16 protein-coding genes and 2 tRNA genes are annotated in these 19,923 nt (G+C 69.7%); 15 read left to right on the forward strand and 3 right to left on the reverse strand.

Annotated features, from left to right (window positions below):
• Nucleotides 1-55: 55 nt before the first annotated feature.
• From ppdK to SALPAC3_RS0120565, 9 genes are all read left to right on the forward strand, one after another.
• Nucleotides 56-2,788 (forward strand): pyruvate, phosphate dikinase, encoded by a 2,733-nt coding sequence (gene ppdK / locus SALPAC3_RS0120525; RefSeq protein WP_018223055.1) that lies wholly within the window; start codon nucleotides 56-58, stop codon nucleotides 2,786-2,788.
• A 96-nt stretch (nucleotides 2,789-2,884) separates the two neighbouring features.
• On the forward strand, nucleotides 2,885-4,150 hold the full coding sequence (locus tag SALPAC3_RS0120530) for a deoxyguanosinetriphosphate triphosphohydrolase (protein ID WP_018223056.1): 1,266 nt from the start codon (nucleotides 2,885-2,887) through the stop codon (nucleotides 4,148-4,150).
• 9 nt (nucleotides 4,151-4,159) lie between these two features.
• A complete protein-coding gene (locus SALPAC3_RS0120535) occupies nucleotides 4,160-4,993 on the forward strand; it encodes a siderophore-interacting protein (protein ID WP_018223057.1) in 834 nt (277 codons plus the stop codon).
• 91 nt (nucleotides 4,994-5,084) lie between these two features.
• Nucleotides 5,085-6,740 carry a BCCT family transporter gene (locus SALPAC3_RS0120540; protein ID WP_018223058.1) on the forward strand — a complete coding sequence of 552 codons (1,656 nt, stop codon included), beginning with the start codon at nucleotides 5,085-5,087 and terminating at the stop codon, nucleotides 6,738-6,740.
• A 105-nt stretch (nucleotides 6,741-6,845) separates the two neighbouring features.
• Nucleotides 6,846-8,780 (forward strand): DNA primase, encoded by a 1,935-nt coding sequence (dnaG, locus tag SALPAC3_RS0120545; RefSeq protein WP_018223059.1) that lies wholly within the window; start codon nucleotides 6,846-6,848, stop codon nucleotides 8,778-8,780.
• 48 nt (nucleotides 8,781-8,828) lie between these two features.
• Nucleotides 8,829-9,365 (forward strand): hypothetical protein, encoded by a 537-nt coding sequence (locus SALPAC3_RS0120550; RefSeq protein WP_018223060.1) that lies wholly within the window; start codon nucleotides 8,829-8,831, stop codon nucleotides 9,363-9,365.
• Nucleotides 9,366-9,500: 135 nt separating this feature from the next.
• Nucleotides 9,501-10,433, forward strand: a complete 933-nt coding sequence (locus SALPAC3_RS0120555) for an ABC transporter ATP-binding protein (protein WP_018223061.1) — start codon at nucleotides 9,501-9,503, stop codon at nucleotides 10,431-10,433.
• A 51-nt stretch (nucleotides 10,434-10,484) separates the two neighbouring features.
• Nucleotides 10,485-11,285, forward strand: coding sequence for an ABC transporter permease (locus SALPAC3_RS0120560; protein ID WP_018223062.1), 801 nt, complete (start codon nucleotides 10,485-10,487; stop codon nucleotides 11,283-11,285).
• Nucleotides 11,286-11,297: 12 nt separating this feature from the next.
• On the forward strand, nucleotides 11,298-12,107 hold the full coding sequence (locus SALPAC3_RS0120565; protein WP_018223063.1) for an ABC transporter permease: 810 nt from the start codon (nucleotides 11,298-11,300) through the stop codon (nucleotides 12,105-12,107).
• Here SALPAC3_RS0120565 and SALPAC3_RS0120570 read toward each other — a convergent pair.
• Nucleotides 12,067-12,387 (reverse strand): hypothetical protein, encoded by a 321-nt coding sequence (locus tag SALPAC3_RS0120570; protein ID WP_018223064.1) that lies wholly within the window; start codon nucleotides 12,385-12,387, stop codon nucleotides 12,067-12,069. The genes SALPAC3_RS0120565 and SALPAC3_RS0120570 overlap by 41 nt on opposite strands.
• Before the next feature lie 228 nt (nucleotides 12,388-12,615).
• Here SALPAC3_RS0120570 and SALPAC3_RS0120575 point away from each other — a divergent pair.
• The 4 genes from SALPAC3_RS0120575 (at nucleotide 12,616) to SALPAC3_RS0120590 (ending at nucleotide 16,512) form a co-directional block, all read left to right on the forward strand.
• Nucleotides 12,616-12,688, forward strand: a tRNA-Asn gene (locus tag SALPAC3_RS0120575).
• A 230-nt stretch (nucleotides 12,689-12,918) separates the two neighbouring features.
• Nucleotides 12,919-15,063: an MMPL family transporter gene (locus SALPAC3_RS0120580; protein ID WP_018223065.1), complete on the forward strand. Its 2,145-nt coding sequence runs from the start codon at nucleotides 12,919-12,921 to the stop codon at nucleotides 15,061-15,063.
• A complete protein-coding gene (locus tag SALPAC3_RS0120585; protein WP_018223066.1) occupies nucleotides 15,053-16,294 on the forward strand; it encodes an NAD(P)/FAD-dependent oxidoreductase in 1,242 nt (413 codons plus the stop codon). Before SALPAC3_RS0120580 ends, SALPAC3_RS0120585 begins: the two co-directional genes overlap by 11 nt.
• 141 nt (nucleotides 16,295-16,435) lie before the next feature.
• A tRNA-Ile gene (locus SALPAC3_RS0120590) sits at nucleotides 16,436-16,512 on the forward strand.
• Nucleotides 16,513-17,421: 909 nt separating this feature from the next.
• Here SALPAC3_RS0120590 and SALPAC3_RS0120600 read toward each other — a convergent pair.
• Nucleotides 17,422-17,649 carry a hypothetical protein gene (locus tag SALPAC3_RS0120600; RefSeq protein WP_018223068.1) on the reverse strand — a complete coding sequence of 76 codons (228 nt, stop codon included), beginning with the start codon at nucleotides 17,647-17,649 and terminating at the stop codon, nucleotides 17,422-17,424.
• Nucleotides 17,650-17,754: 105 nt separating this feature from the next.
• On the opposite strand from SALPAC3_RS0120600, the gene SALPAC3_RS0120605 reads away from it, so the two are divergent.
• Nucleotides 17,755-18,078 (forward strand): ArsR/SmtB family transcription factor, encoded by a 324-nt coding sequence (locus tag SALPAC3_RS0120605; protein WP_018223069.1) that lies wholly within the window; start codon nucleotides 17,755-17,757, stop codon nucleotides 18,076-18,078.
• On the forward strand, nucleotides 18,078-18,464 hold the full coding sequence (locus SALPAC3_RS0120610; RefSeq protein WP_018223070.1) for a VOC family protein: 387 nt from the start codon (nucleotides 18,078-18,080) through the stop codon (nucleotides 18,462-18,464). The genes SALPAC3_RS0120605 and SALPAC3_RS0120610 overlap by 1 nt, the downstream gene beginning before the upstream one ends.
• A gap of 94 nt (nucleotides 18,465-18,558) precedes the next feature.
• Here the strand turns inward: SALPAC3_RS0120610 and SALPAC3_RS0120615 are convergent, their stop codons facing one another.
• Nucleotides 18,559-19,806, reverse strand: a complete 1,248-nt coding sequence (locus tag SALPAC3_RS0120615) for a right-handed parallel beta-helix repeat-containing protein (RefSeq protein WP_018223071.1) — start codon at nucleotides 19,804-19,806, stop codon at nucleotides 18,559-18,561.
• Nucleotides 19,807-19,923: the final 117 nt, after the last annotated feature.

The raw sequence follows: 19,923 nt of genomic DNA on the forward strand, positions 1-19,923 counted from the left end.
GGTGGCAGCTGAAACCTTCGTCAAGTGACACATTCGGCGTGCGTGGGAGGCTCTGGTGGCAGCGCAGGAGACAGTCGATCACAAGTACGTCTATGACTTCGCCGAGGGAAACAAAGACCAGAAGGAGCTCCTCGGCGGCAAGGGCGCCAACCTGGCCGAGATGACCAACCTCGGCCTGCCGGTGCCGCCCGGCTTCACGATCACCACCTCGGCGTGTCAGGCGTACCTCGCCACCGGTAGCGAACCGGCCGGCCTCGCCGACCAGGTCGGTTCCCACCTCGACGCCCTGGAACGGGCGATGGGTCGAACCCTCGGCGACCCGGAGGACCCGCTGCTGGTCTCGGTGCGCTCCGGCGCCAAGTTCTCGATGCCGGGCATGATGGAGACCGTTCTCAACGTCGGCCTTAACGACCGCAGCGTCGTGGGGCTGGCCCGACAGGCCGGCGGCTCGGCGGGCTCCGACTCCACCAGCGACAGCGACCGGTTCGCGTGGGACTCCTACCGTCGCCTGATCCAGATGTTCGGCAAGACCGTCTGCGCGGTGCCGGGGGAGGACTTCGAGCACGCCCTCGACGACGCCAAGCGGGCCAAGGGCAGCGACCTGGACCTGGACCTGACCGCCGACGACCTCCGGGCACTGGTCGACACCTACAAGAAGATCTTCCGCCGGCACACCGGCCGGGACTTCCCGCAGCAGCCGCGGGAGCAGCTGGACCTCGCGATCCGGGCGGTCTTCGAGTCGTGGAACGCCGAGCGGGCGGTGATCTACCGCCGCCAGGAGCGACTGCCCGCCGAGGCGGGCACCGCGGTGAACGTGGTCGCCATGGTCTTCGGCAACCTCGGTACGGACTCGGGGACCGGCGTCGCCTTCACCCGCGACCCGGCCAGCGGGACCCAGGGCATCTACGGCGACTACCTGGCCAACGCGCAGGGCGAGGATGTCGTCTCCGGGATCCGCAACACCGTGCCGCTGCAGGAGCTGGAGCGGATCGACAAGAAGTCCTACGACGAACTGCTCGACTACATGGCCCGGCTCGAGCGGCACTACAAGGATCTCTGCGACATCGAGTTCACCATCGAGCGGGGCAAGCTGTGGATGCTCCAGACCCGGGTCGGTAAGCGCACCGCCGCCGCCGCGTTCAACATCGCCGGGCAGCTCGTGGACGAGGGCCTCATTGACCTGGACGAGGCGCTGCACCGGGTCAACGGTGCCCAGCTCGCCCAGCTGATGTTCCCGCGCTTCAACCTGGACCACGAGTTCCAGCCGGTCGCCACCGGTATCGGCGCCTCACCGGGCGCGGCCGTCGGCAAGGTGGTCTTCACCTCCGCCCGCGCGGTGGAGCTGGCCGGCCGGGGCGAGGCGGTGATCCTGGTCCGCCGGGAGACCAACCCGGACGACCTCAATGGCATGATCGCCGCGCAGGGCATCCTCACCTCGCGCGGCGGTAAGACCAGCCACGCCGCCGTGGTGGCCCGAGGCATGGGCAAGACCTGTGTCTCCGGCGCCGACCAACTCGACGTGGACATCCCGGCGAAGCGATTCACCGTGGCCGGACAGACCGTTCACGAAGGCGACGTGGTGTCGATCGACGGCACCACCGGCAAGGTCTACCTGGGCGAGGTCCCGGTGATGCCGTCCGAGGTGGTGCGGTACTTCGAGGGCACCCTCGACCCGGAGCAGGCCGACGTACTGGTGCGGGCCGTACACCGGATCATGACCCACGCCGACGACCGGCGGCGGTTGGCCGTGCGGACGAACGCGGACACCAAGGCGGACGCGGCGCGGGCCCGGCGTTTCGGCGCGCAGGGGATCGGCCTGTGCCGTACCGAGCACATGTTCCTCGGCGACCGGCGGGAACTGGTCGAGCGGCTGATCCTCGCCTCCACCGACGCCGATCGGGAGCAGGCGCTGGCCGCGTTGCTGCCGCTGCAACGGGCGGACTTCGTCGAGATCTTCCGCGAGATGGACGGGCTGCCGGTCACGGTGCGGTTGATCGACCCGCCGCTGCACGAGTTCCTGCCCCCGCTGGAGCAACTCGCGGTCAACGTGGCGGTAGCCCAGGAGCGGGGCGAGGCCGCGGCCCGGGAAGAGGCGTTGCTGGCCGCCGTTCGGCGGATGCATGAGGAGAACCCGATGCTCGGCCTGCGTGGGGTCCGGCTCGGCCTGGTCATTCCCGGCCTCTTCGCCATGCAGGTCCGCGCGATCACGGAGGCCGCCGTCGCGGTCGCCGAGTCCGGTGGGTCCGCCTTCCCGGAGATCATGGTCCCGCTGGTCGGTGCGGTGCAGGAGCTGGAGACGGTACGCACCGAAACGGAGAAGATCATCGCCGAGGTGGTCGGCGGCAGCGGTGTCGAGGTGCTGATCGGCACGATGATCGAGGTACCGCGAGCGGCGTTGACCGCCGGCGAGATCGCCGAGGCGGCGCAGTTCTTCTCGTTCGGTACCAACGACCTGACCCAGATGGCGTGGGGCTTCTCCCGCGACGACGTGGAGGGCGCCTTCTTCTGGCGCTATCTTGAGCTGGGCATCTTCGGCATCTCACCGTTCGAGTCGATCGACCGGGACGGGGTGGGCCGGTTGGTGCGGATCGCCGCCGAGGAGGGGCGGGCTGCTCGGTCGGAGCTGAAGCTCGGCGTCTGCGGCGAGCACGGCGGTGACCCCGACTCGGTGCACTTCTTCCATGAGGTTGGGCTGGACTACGTGTCGTGCTCGCCGTTCCGGGTGCCGGTCGCCCGGTTGGAGGCGGGGCGGGCGGCCGTGGAGACCGCCGGATCGGACAGCCGCTGACGTGCCGGGCGGTGGGTGGCCGGCTACCTACCGCCCACCGGTCACCGCCCACGCCGGCGCCCACCGGTCACCGGCTGGCCGGCGTAACCTGGCGGCATGAATCCGGTCGGCCCGGACCAGCGGCGGTGGGTGGGCGAGCCCGCGAAGGACACCGGGCAGGGCCGGTCGGCGTTCGAGCGAGACCGCGCCCGGGTGCTGCACTCGGCGGCCTTCCGGCGGCTTGCCGCCAAGACCCAGGTGCACACGGCCGGCACCGATGACTTCCTCCGTACCCGGTTGACCCACTCGTTGGAGGTCGCCCAGGTCGCCCGCGAGATGGGCAGCCGGCTCGGCTGCGACCCCGACGTGGTGGACACCGCCGGGCTCGCCCACGACCTTGGGCACCCGCCGTTCGGGCACAGCGGCGAGGCGGCGCTGGACACCCTCGCCACGACCTGCGGCGGCTTCGAGGGCAACGCCCAGACGCTGCGCGTGCTCACCCGCCTGGAGGCGAAGGTGATCGGGCCGGACGGCGCCTCCGCCGGGCTGAACCTCACCCGGGCCACCCTCGACGCGGTCAGTAAGTATCCGTGGCCGCGCCGGCCGGGAGAGCGCAAGTTCGGCATGTACGCCGACGATCGCCCGGTCTTCGAGTGGCTGCGCGCCGACGTGCCAGACGGGCAGCGGTGCCTGGAGGCGCAGGTGATGGACTGGGCCGATGACGTCGCGTACTCGGTGCACGATGTCGAGGACGGCATCCACGGCGGGTACGTGACGCTGCGTCCGCTGCTGGTCGACGCCGACGAGCGGGCGGCGCTGAGTGCCGATGTCGCGGCGGCCTACTCCAATGAGTCCCCGTCCGACCTCGCTGAGGTGCTGGTTGAGCTGCTTGCCGACCCGCTGCTCGCGGCGCTGGCCGGCTACGACGGGAGTCATCGGGCGCAGGCCGCACTGAAGGCGACCACCAGCGTGCTGACCGGTCGCTTCGTCGCCGCCGCGGTGGCGGCCACCCGGCGTCGGTTCGGGCCCGGTCCGCACCGGCGGTACGCCGCCGACCTGGTCGTGCCGCGCGAGGTCCGGGCTCGGTGCGCCCTTCTCAAGGGCATCGCCCTGCGGTACGTGCTGCGTCGCCCCGGCTCCGCCGCCCGGCACGAGCGGCAGCGGCAGCTCCTCGCCGGCCTGGTCGCGGGCTTGGCCGACCGGGCCCCCGACGCGTTGGACACGGTGTTCGCCCCGTTGTGGCGGGCTGCCGGAGACGACGCGGCCCGGCTGCGGGTGGTGGTCGATCAGGTGGCGTCGTTGACGGATCCGGCGGCGGTGCAGCGGCATGCCCGGCTCTTTGGTGGCCCGACCGACGCCGTCGGGCAGGTTGACTTAGGTTAACCTAACCGCATGCCGGATCGTCCAAAGAAGGTCACGTCCACCCGTGTCGTCCGGATCGGACGGCCCACCCCGCACGTCGTTCGGCTGGTCCTCGGCGGTGCCGAACTGGCCGGACTGCCGGTCGGCGAGTTCACCGACCACTACATCAAGATTCTCTTCCCGGTGCCCGGGGCGGTCTACCCGGAGCCGATCGACCTGGCCGCGATCCGTCGGGACCTGCCGGCCACGCAGTGGCCACGGCTGCGCGCGTACACCGTACGGGCCTTCGACACTCACGCCGGTGAGCTGACCGTGGACGTGGTGTACCACGGCGACGAAGGGCTGGCCGGGCCGTGGGCCGCGGCGTTGCGTCCCGGTGACCCGGTGCACTTCCTCGGCCCGGGTGGGGCGTACGCCCCGAGCCCTGACGCCGACTGGCACCTGCTGGTCGGCGACGAGAGCGCCCTGCCGGCCATCGCCGTCGCCCTGGAACGGCTGCCCGTCGGGGCGCCGGCCACCGTCCTGGTCGAGACCAGTGGACCGGCCGAGGAACAGCCGCTGCCCAGCCCGGGGCAGGTGCGGCTGACCTGGCTGCACCGGGGGGACCGGCCGGTTGGCGCGGCGCTGGTCGCGGCGGTCCGGGCGCTGGACTTCCCACCGGGGGTGCACGCCTTCGTACACGGTGAGGCGACCTTCGTCCGGGAGCTGCGCCGGCTGCTGCGGGGCGAGCTGGGGGTTCCGCGCGAGCGGCTCTCCATCTCCGGCTACTGGCGTCGCGGTGTGGATGACGAGGGCTGGCGGGCCAGCAAGGCGGAGTGGAACCGCCAGGTCGAGGCCGAGGAGTCCGCCGCCGCCCCAACCTGACGATTGTTCCCATTTCGCCGCGGCTCCACCCCCGCCACCCGCAGGATGACAGAGGGGCATCGGTGGACCGGCGGGCAGCGGAGGGGCCAACATGGGCGAGGCGGCTGGGCGACGGCCCGACAGCGGGAGCGTGGACCGCCTTTTGCTGGGCCTCGCCGTGGGCGTCGTGCTGGCCGTCGTGGTCTGGGGCGCCCTGGCACCCGATTCGGTCTCCCGTGTCGGTGGGTCCGGGCTGAGTTGGGTCATCACCACGTTCGGCTGGTTGTTCGTCGTCGCGGCGAACGTCTTCCTGGTGCTGACCTTCGTGCTGGCGTTCTCCCGGTTCGGCACCATTCGGCTGGGGGCCGAGACCGAGCGGCCGGAGTTCACCACCCTGGCCTGGGTCGCCATGATGTTCAGCGCCGGCATGGGGATCGGCCTGGTCTTCTTCGCCGTGGCCGAGCCGATCCAGCATTACGCCTCGCCGCCGCCGGCCACCGGAGCCGAGCCGGAGACCGGCGCGGCGGCCTCGGTCGCCATGCAGTTCACCCTCTTCCACTGGACGCTGCACCCCTGGGCGATCTACGCGGTGGTGGCGCTCGCCCTGGCGTACTCGACCTTCCGCAAGGGGCGGGAGAACCGGATCTCGGCGGTGTTTCGCCCGGTGCTCGGCTCTCAAGCCGACGGCACGGTCGGGCGGGTGATCGACCTGCTGTCGGTCTTCGCCACGGTCTTCGGCTCGGCGACCAGCCTCGGCCTCGGCGCACTCCAGGTCACCGCGGGCCTGGACCGGGTCGCCGGGATCCCCAGCAGCAGGGCGGTGGAACTGGTCGTGATCGGGGCGTTGACCCTGGCCTTCGTCGTCTCGGCCTTCTCCGGGCTGCACCGGGGCATCAAGTGGCTGTCCACCACCAACGTGGTGCTGGCGGTGTTGCTGATGGTCTTCGTCTTCGTGGTCGGCCCAACCGTCTACATCCTTGAGCTGCTGCCCGCCTCGATTGGTGACTACCTCAGCAACCTGGTCTTCATGTCGACCCGCACCGGGGCCTTCTCCGAGTCGTCCTGGTTGGGCTCCTGGACGATCTTCTACTGGGCGTGGTGGATCTCCTGGGCGCCGTTCGTCGGGACCTTCATCGCCCGTATCTCCCGTGGCCGTACGGTGCGTCAGTTCCTGATCGGCGTGCTGCTGGTGCCCAGCGGGGCCAGTGTGGTCTGGTTCGCGGTGCTGGGTGGCAGCGCGCTGCGGGTACAGGCCACCGGCGCCGCGGACCTGGTCGCCGAGACCGCCGCCGGCACCGAGAACGCGCTCTTCGGGCTGCTTGAGGCGTTGCCGCTGGGCGTGCTGGCCAGCGTGCTGGCCATGGTGCTGGTGACGCTCTACTTCGTCACCAGCGCCGATTCCGCCTCTCTCGTGCTCGCGTCGCTGACCTCCCGAGGTGCGCTGCGCCCGCGCCAGGTGATCGTCATCATCTGGGGTGTGCTCATCGGTGGAACCGCCGCGGTGCTGCTGCTGGCCGGCGGGCTGAGCGCACTCCAACAGGCGACGATCATGGTGGCGTTGCCGTTCGTGGTGGTGATGCTCGGCCTCGCCGTGTCGCTGGTCAAGGAGATGCGTGAAGATCCGGTGGTGCAGGCCCGCCCACCCCACCAGCACGGGCTGGCCGAGGCCCTCGACCGCGCTCGTTCGACCAGGGAGGAGGGCCGCCGCGCTCGTTCGACCAGGGAGGAGGGCCGCCACACCCGCTCGACCAGGGAAGAGGAGGGGTAGACCCCGCCCATCCTGGTCTCGTGCCGCGGAGTCCCGGTGGGGATTCGGTAGTGGTCGCCGTGCCCGCGTCCCCCGGCCACGGGGACGTCGGTCGGACAGGGCAGGATGTACGGCGAGGGGGTGGCGGAGATGACGGGGCGGATCCGGGACGAGGACATCGCGTTGGTCCGCGAGCGCACCTCGATCTCGGAGATCATCTCCGAGACGGTCACCCTGCGGTCCGCTGGTGGCGGCAACCTCAAAGGGCTCTGTCCGTTCCACGACGAGAAGAGCCCGTCCTTCAACGTGTCACCAGCTCGTAACGTTTGGTATTGCTTCGGCTGTGGCGCGGGCGGGGACGCCATCAAGTTCCTGATGGATGCGGAGCACCTCAGCTTCGTCGAGTCCGTCGAGCGGTTGGCCGGCCGCGCCGGCCTGCAGCTTCGCTACGTGGCCAACGACCACACCACCCCCCGGGCCCGGCCGCAGCAGGGGCAGAAGCAGCGGTTGATCGCCGCGCACGCCGCCGCGGTCGAGTTCTACCAGGCGCAGCTGACCACCGCCGGCGCCCGGCCGGCCCGCGAGTTCCTCGCCCAACGCGGCTTCGACAAGGCCGCCGCCGAGCGGTATGCCTGCGGCTTCGCGCCCGACGGGTGGGACCTGTTGACCCGTCACCTGCGCCAGCAGGGCTTCAGTCACGACGAGCTGGTTACCGCCGGGCTGTCCCGACCGGCCCGGTCGGGCAGCCTGATCGACCGGTTCCGTCGCCGACTGCTCTGGCCCATTCGGGATCTGGCCGGTGACGTCGTCGGCTTCGGCGCCCGCAAGCTCTTTGACGACGACGACGGCCCGAAATATCTGAACACCCCCGAGACGCCGATCTACAAGAAGTCCCATGTCCTCTACGGCATCGACCAGGCCAAGCGGGAGATCGCCAAGCAGGGCAAGGTGGTCGTGGTCGAGGGCTACACCGACGTGATGGCCTGTCACCTGGCCGGGGTGCCGACCGCGGTGGCGACCTGTGGCACCGCTTTCGGTGGCGACCACATCGGGGTGCTGCGCCGGCTACTGCTGGACACCGACGCCGTTGCCGGCGAGATCATCTTCACCTTCGACGGGGACGCGGCCGGGCAGAAGGCGGCGCTGCGCGCCTTCGACGACGATCAGCGCTTCGTCGGGCGCACCTTCATCGCGGTCAGCCCGGACGGCATGGACCCCTGTGAGCTGCGGCTGGCCAAGGGGGAGCTGGCCGTTCGGGACCTGGTCGCGCGCCGTGAACCGCTGGTCGACTTCGCGCTGCGGCACGTGATCGGCCGGCACGACCTCGACACCGTCGACGGTCGGGTGGAGGCGATGCGCCGGGCGGCGCCGTTGGTCGCCAAAATCAAGGACCGGGAAAAGCGCCCAGAGTACGTCCGCAAGCTCGCCGGGGACCTCGGCATGGAGATCGAGCCGGTACAGCGGGCCGTGCTGGCTGCCGCCCACGCCCCGGGCAGGGCCAACACCGCCTCCGGTAGGGCCAACACCGCCTCCGGTAGGGCCAACACCGCGCCCGGCGGGGCCCCGGCACCATCGCACTCACCGGCGGAGAGCCCACAGGCGGCTGTCGAGCGGGAGGCGCTGAAGCTGGCCCTTCAGGCGCCGGTGCTCGCCGGGCCGATGTTCGACGCCGTGGAGGCCACGGAGTACCGCCATCCGTTGCATGTCGCGGTCCGGGCGGCGGTGGCGGCGGCCGGGGGAGCGGCGGCGGCCACCGGCGGTGCGGTCTGGATCGAGTCGGTCCGCCACGCCTGTGCGGACCTCGCCGCCCAGGCGCTCGTCGGTGAGCTGGCGGTCGAGCCGTTGCGAATCGACGGTGAGCTCGATCCGCGCTACGTGTCGGTGACGATGGCCCGCCTCCAGTGGGGAGCGGTGACCGGTCGGATCCGGGAGCTCAAGTCGAGAATCCAGCGGATGAATCCGGTCAGCAACAAGGACGAGTACTTCGCCGCCTTCGGTGAGTTGCTGTCCCTTGAGCAGCATGCCCGGGCGTTGCGTGAGCAGGCCGCGGGTGGGCTGTGAGGCCGACCGCCGGCAGGTGCGGGGCCGGTAGCCATGGGAGGGTGCTAGATGGGGTTGTTCCGCCGCCGGCCGAAACTGTCGCCGGCAGACCGTCCACCACTCGTCGCCGGGGAACGGGTGCTCGCCTGGGCCGCCGCCGGTGGTTGCGCGGAGGGCACCGTACTGGTCGCCACCAACCTTGGGCTCTGGCTACCCCGGCGGGCGGAACGGCTGGGCTGGCACGACATCCTTCGGGCGGTCTGGTCTGGGCAGGAGTTGGTGGTCACCGCCGCTGAGCCCGTGGTCGAGCGGGACGGCTATCTGGTGGTGGCCGACCGCCCCACCGAGGCCTACCCGTTGCCGGATCCGGGAGAGCTCCCGCACCAGGTGCGGGAACGGGTGACCCGCTCGGTGGCGTACACCGAGGCGTACTCGGTGCCCGGCGGCGAGGGCCGGGTGGTCGCCCGGCGGGTCCCGGGCGTTGACGGGCTGACCTGGACGGTCCGGTACGAGCCGGGCACCCCGGTCGACGATCCCGCGGTCCGTGCGGAGACCGAGCGCCTGGTCGCCGCGGCCCGCGTCGCGACCACCGCCCCGGAGGCGTGACAACGCGGCCAGGGGCGGCGGGGCCATGACAACGCGGCGATGGGCGGCGGAGGCGGTCGACCGCCGCGAGTTTGGACCGGTCGGCTGGGTGAAAACCCGGTGAGGAGTGTCGGACCGGGTGGCTAGGGTCAGGGGGTGACCACGGCTCAACCACTCATCCAGGCGCGGGGGCTGGTGAAGCGGTTCGGCGGCTTCACCGCGGTCGACGCGATCGACGTTGCGGTCCGGGCTGGGGAGGCGTTCGGCTTCCTCGGGCCCAACGGCGCCGGCAAGTCATCCACCATGCGCATGATCGGTTGTGTCTCGCCGCCCAGCGGCGGCGAGCTGCGCATCCTCGGCATGGATCCGGTGCGGGACGGGCCGGCCATCCGGGCCCGCCTCGGTGTCTGTCCCCAGCTCGACACGCTCGACCCGGAGCTGACCGTCCGGGAAAATCTGATCACCTACGCCCGCTACTTCGGCATCGCCCGCCGGGTGGCCCGGCTGCGCGCCGCCGAGCTGCTCGATTTCGTGCAGCTCAGCGAGCGGGCCGACAGCAAGGTGGAGCCGCTCTCCGGCGGCATGAAGCGACGGCTCACCATCGCCCGGGCGCTCGTCAACGAGCCCGAGATCGTGCTCCTGGACGAGCCGACCACCGGTCTTGACCCGCAGGCCCGGCACCTGGTCTGGGAGCGGCTGTTCCAGCTCAAGCAGCAGGGTGTCACGCTGGTACTCACCACGCACTACATGGACGAGGCCGAGCAGCTCTGCGACCGGCTGGTGGTGATGGACGGGGGGCGGATCGTCGCCGAAGGCTCCCCGCGCGTGCTGATCGAGCAGCACTCCACCCGCGAGGTGGTCGAGCTGCGCTTCGCAGGCGAGTCGCAGGAGCCGTTCGCCAGCAAACTCGACCAACTCGGCGAACGGGTCGAGGTGCTGCCCGACCGGGTCCTGCTCTACGTGCCCGACGGCGACGCGGCGGTGGCCGAGGTGACCGCGCTCGGCCTGCACCCGATCAACGTGCTGGTGCGGCGTAGCGGCCTGGAGGATGTCTTTCTGCACCTCACCGGCCGCACACTGATCGACTGAGGCCGCGAGGAGCCGGGCCGGAAGAGGCCCGGGTGGATGGGGAGCGAAGGCATGACACAACTCGCGGCCAAGCGGGCCCGGCCCGGCCCGGCCCGCGCGCCGGCGTTGGCGGTGCTGCAATACCACCTGGTCGGTTACCGGCGCACCTGGCGGGGCGGGGTGCTCTCGTCGTTCCTGCTCCCCACGCTGACCGTGCTCGGCTTCGGCGTGGGCGTCGGGGCCTTCATCGACCAGGGGGTCGACGGTGTCTCCTATCTGGAGTGGATCGTCGGAGGACTGCTCGCGTCAACCGCGTTGCAGGTGGCGATCGCCGAGTCCACCTGGCCGGTCTACAGCAGCCTCCAGTGGACCAAAGTCTACTTCGCCCAGTATGCGGCACCGCTGCGGGTAACGGACATCATGGCTGGTCAGCTGGCGTTCGTGCTGTTCCGGGTGCTGACCTCGGCCGCGGTGTTTCTGCTGGTGACCGGGGTGTTGGGGGCCCTGCGCTCGCCGTGGGCGGTGCTGGCGCTACCGGTGGCGGCGCTGCTCGGCCTGGCCGTTGCCGCGCCCACCTTCGCGTACGCGGCAACGGCCTCCAGCGACAGCTGGCTCGCCTTGTTGTTCCGGTTCGCGGTGATCCCGATGACGCTCTTCGCCGGGGTCTTCTTCCCGGTCGAGTCGCTGCCGGTGGGGCTGCGCTGGCTGGCGTACGTCACCCCGCTCTGGCACGCGGTTGACCTGAGCCGGGCGGCCACGCTCGGCGCTGCGCCGGTCTGGTCGGTCACCGGCCATCTGCTCTACCTCGCCGCCTGGGCGGCCGGTGGGTGGCTGCTCGCTCACCGTGCCCTGCGCCGCCGGCTCGTCGTCTAGGAAAGGGGTGTCATGGTCGCTCTGGTGTTGCCCCGGCTGATGGATGTCTCGGCGGCGTCGCGCCGGTCGGCCTCGGTGGCCGAACGGAACGTCTCGGCCCTGAAGTCGATCTACTGGCTGCTGTTGGTCTCCGGCTTCGTCGAGCCGCTGCTCTACCTCTTCTCCATCGGGGTCGGGGTGGGGGCGCTGGTCGGTGACCTGACGCTGCCCGGCGGAGCCGTCGTCAGCTACGCGGCGTTCGTCGCGCCCGCGATGCTCGCCTCGTCGGCGATGACCGGGTCGTTCGCGGAGACCACCTTCAACTTCTTCGGCAAGATGAAGTACATGAAGCTGTACGACGGGGTGATCGCCACCCCGGTGCAGCCGTTCGAGATCGCCCTCGGTGAGCTGACCTGGGCGATGATCCGGGGTAGCGCCTACTCCGGTGCGTTCCTCGTGGTGATGGTCGTGATGGATCTGACCACCGCCGCCCGGGCGGCGGTCGCCTTCCCGGCGGCGGTGCTGGTCGGTTTCACGTTCGGGGCGATCGGCATGACGATCGCCACCTTCATGCGAAGCTGGCAGGACTTCGACGTGTTGGCGTCGGCGCAGTTCGTGCTCTTCCTCTTCTCCGGCACGTTCATCCCGGCGCAGGCCTACCCGACGCTGCTGCGCTGGCTGGTCGAGGTGACTCCGCTCTACCGCGCGGTGCACCTGATCCGGGGGATCACCGTCGGCGGCAGTGGCTGGACGTGGCTGCTCGACATCGGATACCTGCTGGTGGTCCTGGCCATTGGCCTCTTTATCGCATCCCGCCGGATGAGTCGGTTGCTCTACCGGTAACCGGCGTGCCGGCGAAGGGGTCGTCGGCGGCGGCCGGGCTCCGTCGCTGGCCGTTGCCGCTGAAGGTTTCGCCCAGTTTGGACTGACCGAGTTTGTCGCGGCTCTCGCTGTAGAACCGGTTCGCCTGTGCCTGTGCCACCCCCGCCGCCTCCTGGACGGTGGGGTGGTCGACGATCTTTCGCCCCCACACCACCAGTTCCTCGTACGCTTCTCGGCCGGCGCGGGCGCCCAGGACGAATCCCACCGCCATCCCGCCAAGGAACATGATCTTTCCGCGCATGGCGCCTCCTTCCGTACTTAACGTGCTAACTCCCCATCCTGCTCCCCGCGCTGACCTCCGGGTGCCCTGACACCGATTTATCTGGGCACATCCGGAATATTGGGTGGGAACGCTCGCGGTAGCACCCGGAACGGTGCGGTAACCCCCTCGACTGGGGCCGCCGGTAGTCCTGTACTCTTGTCCCGTCGCACGGCGAACCGGAGCTCCGGAGGCCGGGCGACGGCACGATCCCCCGTAGCTCAATTGGCAGAGCAGCCGGCTGTTAACCGGCAGGTTTTTGGTTCGAGTCCAAACGGGGGAGCTCCCTCCCCATCAAGCCCACCGACCCAGGTCGGTGGGCTTTCTTCACTTTGGCGCCCCTCCCGTGCCGGTGGGCTTCCGGTGCCTTCGGCACCCGGTCCGTCGGTCCGGCACGTCACCCCACAGTGGCCCTTACCGGTGGTTCCGGGACCGAAACCGGCGCCGGAGGGCAGGATGGGAGACGTTGACCAAGATCCCCAACGCGTCGGACGGCGCATCGGGTGGGTGCGGATGTCCGGGAAAGGTGCCGCGGGCCGGGGCACGCTGGTCGCCCTGCTCATCGCGCTCGCCTGGCTGGTGGTCGGCGGCCTCGCCGGGCCGTACACCGGAAGGCTCAGTGAGGTCAGCACCAACGACAACGCCGCCTTCCTCCCCACCGGGGCCGAGGCGACCCGGGCCCAGGACCTCTCCGAACTCTTCGTGGACCAACCGACCACCCCGGCACTCATCGTCTACGAACGCACCAGCGGCATCACCGACGCCGACCAGCAGCAGATCGCCACCGACACCGCCGAGATCGCCGACCTGCCCGGTGTGGTCGGCCCGCTGCCGCCGCCGATCCCCAGCGCGGACGGGCAGGCGGTCCAGCTGATCGTCCCCGTCGACGACGAGCGGGGCGAGGAGATCGCCACCGTCGTGGCGGAGCTGCGCACCATCGTCGATACGGATCGAGACGGGCTCACCGTCAACGTCACCGGGCCCGCCGGCCTGCTCGCCGACCTGATCGATGTCTTCTCGGCGATCGACGGCACGCTGCTGCTGGTCACCCTCTGCGTAGTGCTCCTCATCCTGCTGGTCGTCTACCGCAGCCCGGTGCTCTGGATCTTCCCGCTACTCGCCGCCGGGATGGCCTTCTCGCTGGCCACGGCGATCGTCTACCGGCTCGCCGAGGCCGACATCCTGACCCTCGACGGGCAGGCGCAGGGCATCCTCACCGTGCTGGTCTTCGGCGCCGGCACCGACTATGCCCTGCTCCTGATCGCCCGGTACCGGGAGGAGCTACACCGGCACGGCAAGCCGGCCGCCGCCATGCTGGCGGCCTGGCGCGGCGCCGCCCCGGCGATCGCCGCCTCCGCCGGCACCACCATCGCCAGCCTGCTCTGCCTGCTGCTGTCCAGCCTGAGCTCCAACCAGGCACTCGGGCCGGTCGCCGCCATCGGCATCGGCGCCACCCTGCTGGTGATGCTCACCCTCCTACCCGCGCTGCTCGTGCTCGGCGGAGGCCGGGTGTTCTGGCCGCGCCAGCCGCGACTCGACCACGCCGAGCCGCAGACCGAACATGGGATCTGGGGTCGCGTCGCGGGGTTCGTAGCCCGCCGGTCCCGACCGGTGTGGCTGGTCACCGCCTTCGCGCTGGCCGCGCTCGCCCTCGGCCTCACCCAGCTGAACGTGACCACCCTGGGTGAGAGTGACCTGTTTACCGAAGAGACGGACTCGGTCACGGGCCAGGAAACGATCGCCCGCCACTACCCGGCCGGCACCGGTAGCCCCGCCGTCATCTTCACCCGCCAGGAGACCGCCGAGCAGGTCGCCGCCGTGGCCCAGGAGACGCCCGGTGTCGTTGCGGTGCGACCGGTCACCGACCGTCCCGGCGCCGGTCCAGGCTCGGACTCGGACGGCGGTGCACCACCGACCGAGCCGCCGAAAGTCGTCAACGGCATCGTGCAGCTCGAGGCAACCCTCGCCGACGCACCCGACTCCGACGGCGCCGAAGAGACCATTCGCGAGCTACGGGTGGCGGTCCACGCCGTACCCGCCGCCGGCGCGGTCGTCGGCGGCCTAACCGCGATCAACATCGACACCGCTGACGCCTCCACCCGGGACCGCAACGTCATCATCCCGGTGGTCCTCGGTGTCATCGCCGTCATCCTGGCGCTGCTGCTGCGCGCCCTGCTCGCCCCGCTGCTGCTCGTCGCCACCGTGCTGCTCTCGTACGGTGCCACGCTGGGCCTCTGCGCGCTGATCTTCAGGTACCTCTTCGACTTCCCCGGTGTGGACGCCTCCTTCCCGCTGTTCGCCTTCGTCTTCCTGGTCGCCCTCGGCATCGACTACAACATCTTCCTGATGAGCCGGATCCGGCAGGAAGCAGTGCAGCGGGGTACCCGCTCCGGTGTGCTGTACGGGCTCGTCGTCACCGGCGGCGTCATCACCTCCGCTGGCATCGTGCTCGCCGCGACGTTCAGCGCACTGGCCGTACTCCCGCTGGTGGTGCTCATCGAACTGGGGGTGGCGGTCGCCGTGGGCGTCCTGATCGACACGATCGTCGTCCGTTCGCTGCTGGTGCCCGCCCTCGCGTACGACATCGGGTCGAAGATCTGGTGGCCGAGCCGGCTGGCCCGGACCAACGGCGGGCGGGAGGCGCGCGATGTCGGTTGATACCGACGTGGTGATCGTCGGCGGTGGCCTGGCCGGGCTGGCGACGGCGCGCCGGCTGCATCGCGCCGGGGTGCCCTGGCGGCTCCTCGAAGCGAGCGGCCGGCTCGGCGGCCGAGTCGGCACCGACCTTGTCGACGGATTCCGGCTCGACCGGGGCTTCCAGGTGCTCAACACGGCGTACCCGCGGCTCGGCACCCTGCTGGACGTCAGCCGGCTCGACCTCGGGTACCTCGTCCCCGGGGTGCTGGTGCGCCACGGCGACACCCGCACCAGACTGGTCAACCCGCTCCGCGAACCCGTCGGCGCGCCCACCACCCTGCTCGCCGGAGTCGGGTCGCTGCGCGACCGACTCCGCTTCGCCGCACTCGCCACCGGCGCCGCCACGCTGCCCGCGCGGCAGCTACTCAACGCCCCGGAGACCACCACCGAGGCGGCCCTGCGTCGCGCCGGCCTCTCCGACACCATCATTGAGCAGCTGCTGCGGCCGTTTCTCTCCGGTGTGTTCCTCGAACGCGAGCTGGAGACCTCCAGCCACGTCTTCGCGCTGGTGCTGCGCTCCTTCGTCCGGGGTCGCATCGGCCTGCCCGCCGAGGGGATGGCCGCGCTGCCGTACGCGGTCGCCGCCCCGCTCCCCGCGGACCTGATCGACCTGGACACCCCGGTCGACCACATCGAGCCGGGTCGGGTGCGGACCCCGGCCGGTGCCATCACCGCCCGCGCCGTCGTGGTCGCGGTCGACCCACCCACGGCGACCACCCTGCTGCCGGTGCTCCCCACGGTCCGCATGCACAGCTACACAACCTGGTACCACGCCGCCGAGACAGCACCGCTGACGGAGCCGATTCTGCTCGTTGACGGTGACCGCCGCGAACTGATAACCAACACCGTCGTCGTCAGTAAGGCGGCCCCGACGTACGCGCCGAAGGGGCGGCACCTCGTCGCCACCTCGATGGTGGGCCCAACCGTACCGGCCGAGCCGGTGATCCGAACCGAGCTGGCCCGCCTCTACGGACAGTCCACCGCAGACTGGGCTCACCTGAGCACCATTACCATCGCCGGGGCGCTCCCCGCCGCACCACCGCCACAGGGTCGGCTGCGGCGGCCGGTCGCCCTCGGAGACGGCCTCTTCGTCGCCGGCGACCACCGGGACAGCCCATCGATCCAGGGCGCGCTGGCCAGCGGCTGGCGTACCGCCGGCGCGGTCCTCGCGTACCTGCGGCCGGCGCCCTGACGGCTCCTCGGCCGAACTGGTTGGGCGCACACTGTTATCCTCGCGTTGCCCATCGTGCTACTGCGTCTGACGCCGTGACCGAGGGAAGCTGGTTCGCGTTGGCCCCTGATCAACCAGGCGGGTACGATCCAGCGCGGTACTGGGGCGGTAGCTCAGCTGGTCAGAGCAGGGGACTCATAATCCCTCGGTCGCGGGTTCAAGTCCCGCCCGCCCCACCAGGTAAAACCTGGCGTGCGCCAAGATCAAGGGTGCGCATCAGGGCGTGTCTGGTGTCCCGAACAGCCTTTCCCATTAGCGCCGTAGCGTCCCGGGCCGGCTTCGAGGCGACGCACGACTACCTGAACTCCGCTCTATGGCTATAAACGGAGCTAGGGTATCCCGCTATCCCTTGCGCTACTTGGAGTAGCCATGTTCGGTGGTGTTCTCGTAATTGTCGATGGAAAAATGTAAAAGCGGCGGGACTAAGAGGAAATATCTCGCCGGGAGGGGAACCTGCCCCGGGTCGACCAGGCAGTCGTGCGGGCAGGTAGGGGCTACGCCGTGGCGGGAGTTCCCGGGACCGCGGCGGCGAACTCTACTGGGGCGGTGGCATCCAGGCTGGCGACTGCCCACCGGTCGCCCTCCACGACGATGGCTCCGACCTCGGTCATGGAATCCACCCACCTGGATTGGGCGGCACCCGGGGCGAACACGGCAACCGTCACCTCATCCCCGCCCATAGTGCAGGTGCCCATTTCGTACTGTCCTGGATCAAACGCGAATATCTCACCGTCCTTGCATCCGGCTGACCACATTAGGGCTAGGACGCCAAACGCGGTGCCTTGTGCGGCTGGGGTCGGTTTCTGAGGGCCCCAAGTTACGGACTCCGGAGTCTGGTCCCCGCCCTGGGCGGTGGCGAGTGCTAGCCAGCTTAGCGCCAGACCGACGAGGACACCGATCATGGATGCAACTAGGTCCCGGCGCATCATCGACCCCCTCTTCCGTGGGCAACTGCCACAGCAGTGATCACGATCGGTTTATGGGTCACAACCGCACCGTACGCCCGGCCCTCAAACCAGGCAGTCGTGACACGCGGTCGGGCCCGGTCGCCCAAAGCGCGTACCCGTGCGCGGCCTGCACCGCGTCACCTACCCGTTGCAACGCCGCCGCTCCCGGGGTGTGTGGTAGGTGGCGAGGAAGTGCCGCACGATCCCATGTGGGCGACCGCGCTGACGCTCCAGGTGGCCGCGGAAGTTCTTCTGGCTAACACCTCGGCGAGTGGCCGTACGGTGGTGGCCGTCCAGCCGGGTTGGCTCGGCGACCGCACTGGCGATCCGCTGATCATCATCCGGGGTGGTGACCGGGGGGGCCTGCACGCCACGCCGTCACCCGCTGTGTGGTCGTGCTGGGGTTGGGGATGGCAGCTGGAGGGTCGGGTGGGCGGCTTGATAGGCAAGTCTTCGCTTGCCTATCATTGACGGGTGAGTGACACTGGCGCAGACAAGGGCCACCCGGCTGCAACGGGCGACGTCTTCAAGGCGTTGGCCGACCCGACCCGCCGAAAGATCCTCGACGAGCTGGCGGAGCGGGATGGCCAGACGTTGTTCGAGATCTGCTCACGACTGGCCATGAAGCACCAGCTCGGTTCGTCCCGCCAGGCGATCTCACAGCACCTGGAGGTGCTGATCAGGGCCGACCTTGTCGTCAGCCGGCGGGCGGGTCGTTACAAGTTTCACCACCTCAACACCGAGCCCTTGGAGCGCCTTACCGATCGATGGCGCAACCGCGAAGCGAAGGAGAGCTGATGCGCATCTATCTCACCAGCGTTCTGGTGCACGACCAGGAGGTGGCACTGCGGTTCTATACGGAGGTGCTGGGATTCGTGAAGAAGACGGAGGTTCCGCTCGGCGGCTATCGCTGGCTCACGGTCGTCTCGCCGGAGGATCCGGGCGGCTGCGAGCTGCTGCTCGAACCGGAGGCCCACCCTGCGGCCACGCCGTGGAAGGAGGCGCTGGTCAACGATGGGATTCCGGCTGCGTCTTTCGCCGTCGAGGATGTCGGCGCAGAAGCTGAACGGCTTCGCGGCTTGGGGGTCCGGTTTACCCAGGAGCCCCTGCAGATGGGTGCTGTCACCACGGCGGTCCTCGACGACACCTGTGGCAATCTGATCCAGCTTGTACAGGCCACCTGAGCACGGCCGGTGGGTTGGGGAGGCGGGCGAGGGGTTCCGCCCAGCCGCCAACAGCGGCAGGGACAGAACCCCTCGTGACGGTCAGGCGCTGGGGTTAGCCCGCGCAGCCGGGAACGTTGACGCAGTTGTTGGGCCGGTTCTTGATGACAACGGTGCCAGTGGCGGTGTTCAGGTTCACCGTTCCGCCGCTGTTGAGGATGCCACCGCCGGTGGTGATGGCGATGTTCTTGGTTACCTTCGTCGTGAACAGGTTGACCGTCCCGAAGTTTTGGATGCCGCCGCCCACATCGGCCTGGTTGCCGACGACCTTTGTCCGGCGCAACACCGTTTCCCCGCTGTTGAAGATGCCTCCGCCAGTGAACGTGGCGGTGTTGTTCTTGAGGAGGCTGTCCTCGACCACGGCGAAGTTGTCCCCCTCTCCGACAAACAGCCCGCCTCCGGAAATGTCCGATGTATTGTCCGACACGTTGACGTGGCGCATTGTCAGCTGGGCGGTGTTGTCAACCCGGACCCCGGTACCACTGCCGGAGCTGGTGTTTCTGGTGATTTTGGTGCCGGTCACCACACCGTTGGCACCGAACACGAACAGCCCTCCAGTGGTACCTGCCTGGTTGCCGGAGATGCTGCCGCCCGTGACGGTGACGGTGCTGCCGGATTCAAAGATGCCGCCGCCAGCGTTGGCGATGTTTGCATCGACATGAGACTCCCTGACGTTCAGGAGGCCGAGACTGTGGATTCCGCCGCCGCTATCGCTGGCGGTGTTTCGGCTGACGGTGGAGTGGTTGACGGTCGTGGTGCCGTTGTTGGCGATTCCGCCTCCCGCGGTGGCGGCGATGTTGCGGGTGATGGTGCTGTGGTTGGTGGTGAGTGCGCCGCCGGTGTTGACGAGGATTGCGCCGCCGTCGTTGTCGGTTTGTCCGCCGGTGATGGTGAGGTGGTTGAGGGTGAGGTCGCCGCCGGTGTTGACGGTGAGGATTCTGAATTGTTGGGCGGCGGCGGCGCGGGTGATGGTGGTGTGTTTGTCGCCGTTGAGGGTGATGGGGGTGGTGATGTCGGGGAGGCCGGCGTCGTCGATGGGGGCGGTGAGTAGGTAGGTGCATTTGCTGGCGAGGTTGAGGGTGGCGCCGCCGCGGGCGTTGGCGAGGGTGATCGCGGCGATCAGGGCGTCGGCGTCGCAGGGTACGGGGGTGCCCGGCGGCTTCCTCTCCTTCTCGCCCTTGCCGCTCTTGTCGCGGTGGTTCCCGGTGGAGGGTTGGTCGTCGACGGTGGTGAGGTTGCGTCCGGCCGTGTTGGCGGCCGAGGCGGCCGGGGTACCGACAGTAGTCAGGGCCAAGCCGGTCACGCCGGCGAGGCCGACGGCCCACCATCGCCACCGTGATCTCGTTTGCGTTTTACCGGTGGGATCCGTTGTGGGTTTGTGTGGACGGTTCATCGCTGCGTCGGTGTCCTTTCCTGGTCA

The sequence above is a fragment of the Salinispora pacifica DSM 45544 genome (genome assembly GCF_000378845.1).
In the GTDB taxonomy this organism is placed as follows: Bacteria; Actinomycetota; Actinomycetes; order Mycobacteriales; family Micromonosporaceae; genus Micromonospora; species Micromonospora pacifica.